This is a genomic window from Streptomyces aureus (assembly GCF_001418135.1).
GTDB lineage: Bacteria > Actinomycetota > Actinomycetes > Streptomycetales > Streptomycetaceae > Streptomyces > Streptomyces aureus_A.
Map to the genome: position 1 here is coordinate 1 of NZ_LIPQ01000565.1, position 5160 is coordinate 5160.

Below are 5160 nucleotides of genomic sequence, written 5' to 3' on the forward strand. Positions count from 1 at the left end.
ACCTCTGACTCAGGTCACTAGAGGCCCTTCCCCGAGTTCCTTCCGAGTTCCTTCCCCCGCGCTTCCCTCAGTCAGAGATCCTCAGGAGAAAAAGACGTCATGCGTACGTACGCCAAGCCGGTCGCCGCCGTCACCGGCTCCCTCGTCCTCGCCGCGGGCCTCACCGCCTGCGGTGGTTCCACCGCCGCCTCCGACGAGAAGATCGTCACCGTCTACAGTGCCGACGGCCTCAAGGGCGAGGCGGGCGACGGCTGGTACGACAAGGTCTTCGCCGACTTCGAGAAGGAGACCGGCATCAAGGTCAAGTACGTCGAGGGCGGCTCCGGGGAGATGGTGCAGCGCGCCCTCCGCGAGAAGAGCAACACCCAGGCCGACGTCATCGTGACCCTGCCGCCCTTCATCCAGCAGGCCGGCTCCAAGGGCCTGCTCCAGAAGTACATCCCGCGGGGCGCCGACCAGGTCGGCGGCGGCGACAAGGCGAGCGACGGCACCTGGACCTCGGTCGTCAACAACTACTTCGGCTTCATCCACAACAAGAAGGAACTCCCCGCCGCCCCCACGTCCTGGGAGGAGCTGCTCGACGGCAGGTTCAAGAACAAGCTCCAGTACTCCACCCCGGGCGTCGCGGGCGACGGCACCGCCGTGCTCATCAAGGCGATGCACGACTTCGGCGGCCAGGAGCCGGCCATGGAGTACCTGAAGAAGCTCCAGGCCAACAACGTCGGCCCCTCCTCCTCCACCTCCAAGCTCGCCCCCAAGGTGGACAAGGGCGAACTCCTCGTCGCCAACGGCGACGTGCAGATGAACTTCGCCCAGTCCAGGTCCATGCCGAACCTCGGCATCTGGTTCCCTGCCAGGGGCGCGGGCAGGCCCACCACCTTCGCCCTGCCGTACGCGGCCGGCCTGGTGGACAGGGCCCCGCACGCCGAGAACGGCAGGAAGCTCCTCGACTTCATGCTGACCGAGGGCGCCCAGCGCGAGGTCAGCGAGGTCGGCGGCGGCTTCCCGGCCCGCAAGGACGTCAAGGCGACCGACGCCAACGCCATCGAACTGGCCAGGCTGATGGAGGGCGTCGAGGTCTTCGAGCCGGACTGGGCCGACATCGACAAGAACCTCAAGACGTACGTCGACGCGTGGAAGTCCGCGACCGGAAGCTAAGAGTTCACCGCACGACCCTGGAAAGCCGCCGTTGATCGCGGAAGGATAACGGGTACGGACCAACGCCCCTGAGAAATCAGGGGCGTTGGCGCGTGTCTTCACCCCCATCGACCCCGCTCACGGAGGACTCCGACATGCCGATCACCGGCATCTCCCGACGCACCGTGCTCGCCGCCGCCGGCGCCACCGCGGCCGTCGCCGCCACCGGCCTCGCCACCGCCCCCGCCGCCCTGGCCGCCGCCGCGCCCACGCTCCCCAACGGCACCAGCAAGGACAAGGTGCTCGTCGTCGGCATGGACGGCCTGCGCCACGACCGGATCGACGCCGCCAAGGCCCCGAACCTCAAGTCCCTGATGGCGAACGGCACCTTCGGCCGCTCCCTGCTCTACGCCAACCCGATGGCCGCGACCTCCTCCGGCCCCGGCTGGTCCACCATCTCCACCGGCGTCTGGCCCGACAAGCACGGCGTGAAGGACAACACCTTCACCGGCAAGAACTACGGCCAGTACCCCGGCTTCCTGGCCCGGCTGAACCAGGTCCGCCCCGAGCTCTCGCTCTTCGCCGCCGTCGACTGGCCCGAGCTGGACACCCACGGCACCGTCACCCCCGGCGCCGACGCCAAGCTCGTCTACAACAACAACTACGTCGTCAACGACCTCGTGATCACCGACATCACCGAGGACATCCTGCGCAACCAGAACCCCGACGTCCTCTTCGTCTACTTCGGCGAGACCGACGAGATCGGCCACAACCACGGCGCCGCCAGCCCCAGGTACACCGACGCCATCGACGTCCAGGACGGCTACCTCGGCCGGCTGCTCACCGCGATCAAGGCCCGCCCGGCGTACGCCACCGAGCGCTGGACGGTCATCGTCACGACCGACCACGGCCACACCGACGGCGGCGGCCACGGCGGCTCCTCCATCGAGGAACGGCGCACCTTCGTCCTCGCCCAGGGCCCCGGCATCGCCGCCGGCGCGCGCCCCATCGACACCCGGCTCGTCGACGTCGCCGCCACCGTCTTCCGCCAGCTCGGCATCACCCCCGCAGCGTCCTGGGGCCTCGACGGCAAGCCGATCCAGGAGCGCTCCACCGACCCCTTCGACAGCCTCTACGGGTCGCTCACCGGCCGCGTCGACGAGACCGGCATCCCCGCCGGGATCCTCGGCTTCACCCACACCGCGCCCAGCGGCTGGTCCGTCATCGACAACGCCATGGGCACCGGCGGCATGACCGAGTGGCGCGGCTGGTCCTTCGCCACCGACGAGTTCTGGTCCCGCTCCCAGCGCGACCAGTCCCGCGAGCTGAACGTGCGCGCCCGGGGCGTCTTCGCCGTCGCCGACTCCGACGAGTGGGCCGACAAGGCGTTCTCGGGGACGTACGACTCGACGCTCGTCACTCCGGCGTACGGCGTCTCGGGCGCGACCCGGGTCACCCTGGACTTCACGACCTTCCACCGCCAGGAGGGCGGTCAGACCGCGCAGGTCCAGGCCGTCTTCAACGGCGGCACCCCGACCGTCGTGAAGAGCTACACCGCCGACGTGATCTCCCAGCCGCAGTCCCTCACGGTCGCCGTCCCGGCCGGCGCGTCCAGCGTGAGCTTCCGCTTCCGCTACACCGGTTCCAACAACTGGTACTGGGTGATCGACGGGGTCAAGGTGACGGCTTCCTGACTAGGCTGGGGGCGTCGCCACAGCGCTGTCGCGGCGCCCCCAGCACACCGCACACATGTACGGCAGGAGTCCCGCACCCATGGCAGAGCGCAAGCCGATCGAATCCTGGCTGACCGACATGGACGGCGTCCTCATCCACGAGGGCGTGCCGATCCCCGGCGCCGACGCGTTCATCAGGAAGCTGCGGGAGACCGGGAAGCCCTTCCTGGTCCTCACCAACAACTCGATCTACACGGCTCGCGACCTGCACGCCCGCCTCGCCCGGATGGGCCTGGAGGTCCCCGTGGAGAACATCTGGACCTCGGCCCTCGCCACCGCCAAGTTCCTCGACGACCAGCGCCCCGGTGGCACCGCGTACGTCATCGGCGAGGCCGGTCTGACCACCGCGCTGCACGACATCGGCTACGTCCTCACCGACCACGACCCGGACTACGTGGTGCTCGGCGAGACCCGTACGTACTCCTTCGAGGCGATGACCAAGGCCGTCCGGCTCATCAACGCCGGCGCCCGCTTCATCTGCACCAACCCCGACGAGACCGGCCCCTCCCTCGAAGGCCCGCTGCCGGCCACCGGCTCCGTCGCCGCGCTCATCACGAAGGCCACCGGCAAGGAGCCGTACTTCGCCGGCAAGCCGAACCCGCTCATGATGCGCACCGGCCTGAACGCCATCGGCGCCCACTCCGAGACGAGCGCCATGATCGGCGACCGGATGGACACCGACATCCTGGCGGGCCTGGAGGCGGGCATGCAGACCTTCCTGGTCCTCACGGGTCTGACCGGAGAGGCCGAGATCGACCGCTTCCCGTTCCGCCCGTCCAAGATCGTGAAGTCGATCGCGGACATCGTCGACCGGGTGTAGCGGCCGTTCGCCGGCCCCCCTGCGGATGCGAAAAGACCCGATCCGGGTGACCCTGCCAGTACCAGGAGGTCACGATGCGTTCAGGTCCCATTGCTCTCAGTGCCGCAGGGGCGGCCCTCGTACTCGTACTGGCACCCACGGCCGGTAGCGCGTACGCCCACGACGGGGTGAAGGTCACCGTCACCCCGTCCACCGCCTCGCCCGGCGCCGACATCGACGTCCGTGTCCAGGGCTGCAAGGGCACGACCGGTGCCGCGAAGTCCCCGGCGTTCGTCGCCGACGCCGAACTCACCGGCCGGGACGGCGGCGGCGCGCCGCTGTTCGGCGACACCACGATCAAGACCCGGCTGGAGAACGGCACGTACAAGGTCAGCGTGACCTGCGACGGCCACGATCACCCGGACGTCGGCACGGTGCGCGTCGAGCGCCAGAAGCCGACGCACGAGCCGACCCACAAGCCGACGCACAAGCCGACCCACAAGCCGACCCATGAGCCGACCCACGAGCCGACGCGTGAGCCGACCCACCACGCGAGCCCGGTCGCCCCGGTCCGCGCGGGCGGCGGCGGCACCGCCGCCTTCGCGGCCCCGGCCGCCCCCGGCGTCGCCCAGACCACCAGCGAGAGCGGCCTCGGTACGCCGTACACCCTGCTCGGCCTCGGCCTCGCGGCCGTCGCCGCCGTGTCGGTCGCCTTCCGCAGCTCCCGCCGTCGCGGTGCGGGTACGGGTACGGGCACGGGCTCGGGGGCGGGTACGGAGTGACAGCACCGTCCGGCTCCCGCCCGGCGGGCACCGGGCGACTCGTCACCGGCGTGGCCTGGGCGCTGCTTCTGCTCGGGCTCTGGCTCTGGGGCCGCGAGGTCGCCGACGGCCCCGGGGGCAGCTCCGCGCCGACCACCGGAGACATCGCCGCCGTCGGCCGGCCGCTCGGCGTCGCCCTGCCCCCGGCGAGGGACCCGCTCGCACCCGTCGCGCCCCGGCGGGTCGAGATCCCGTCCCTCGGCATCGCCGCGCCCGTCGTGGCGCGCGGCCTGGACAGCACGGGGGCGATCGATCCGCCGCCGTACGAGATGCCGCACACGGTCGGCTGGTTCGGCTCCGGCACCCGGCCGGGCGCAGCGGGCCCGGCCCTCCTCGTCGGCCACGTCGACACCGAGACCCGGCCGGCGGTCTTCTACGGCCTGAGCGCGGCCCGCCCCGGCGCGAAGGTCCGCATCACCCGTACGGACGGATCGGTCGCCGAGTTCACGGTGGACGACGTCCAGGTCTATCCGCGGGAACACTTCGACGCGAGCGAGGTGTACGGGGCGAGGGTCCCGCACCGTGCGGAACTCCGCCTGATCACGTGCGGCGGAACATTCGACCGAAACTCGAACGCGTACACGGCCAACGTGGTGGTCTCGGCCTACCTGACAGCAGCAACCCCCTGATCCCGCCCCCTGCCGACCCTCGGCGCCTGCACCCGCACGGC

5 protein-coding genes are annotated in these 5160 nt (G+C 70.7%); all 5 read left to right on the plus strand.

Annotated elements, in window-relative coordinates; all coding sequences use genetic code 11:
* Positions 1–99: 99 nt before the first annotated feature.
* The 5 genes from AOK00_RS33975 (at position 100) to AOK00_RS33995 (ending at position 5119) form a co-directional block, all read left to right on the plus strand.
* Positions 100–1158 (plus strand): 2-aminoethylphosphonate ABC transporter substrate-binding protein, encoded by a 1059-nt coding sequence (locus AOK00_RS33975; protein ID WP_055603989.1) that lies wholly within the window; start codon positions 100–102, stop codon positions 1156–1158.
* 134 nt (positions 1159–1292) lie between these two features.
* Positions 1293–2831, plus strand: a complete 1539-nt coding sequence (locus tag AOK00_RS33980) for an alkaline phosphatase family protein (protein WP_055603990.1) — start codon at positions 1293–1295, stop codon at positions 2829–2831.
* 79 nt (positions 2832–2910) lie between these two features.
* Complete coding sequence (locus tag AOK00_RS33985; RefSeq protein WP_015033821.1) at positions 2911–3690, plus strand: HAD-IIA family hydrolase; 780 nt, start codon at positions 2911–2913, stop codon at positions 3688–3690.
* Between the two features lie 74 nt (positions 3691–3764).
* The gene (locus AOK00_RS33990) at positions 3765–4451 is read left to right on the plus strand and encodes a PT domain-containing protein (protein ID WP_055603991.1); all 687 of its coding nucleotides are present in this window, start codon (positions 3765–3767) and stop codon (positions 4449–4451) included.
* On the plus strand, positions 4448–5119 hold the full coding sequence (locus AOK00_RS33995) for a class F sortase (RefSeq protein ID WP_055603992.1): 672 nt from the start codon (positions 4448–4450) through the stop codon (positions 5117–5119). The genes AOK00_RS33990 and AOK00_RS33995 overlap by 4 nt, the downstream gene beginning before the upstream one ends.
* The last annotated feature ends 41 nt before the right edge of the window (positions 5120–5160 follow it).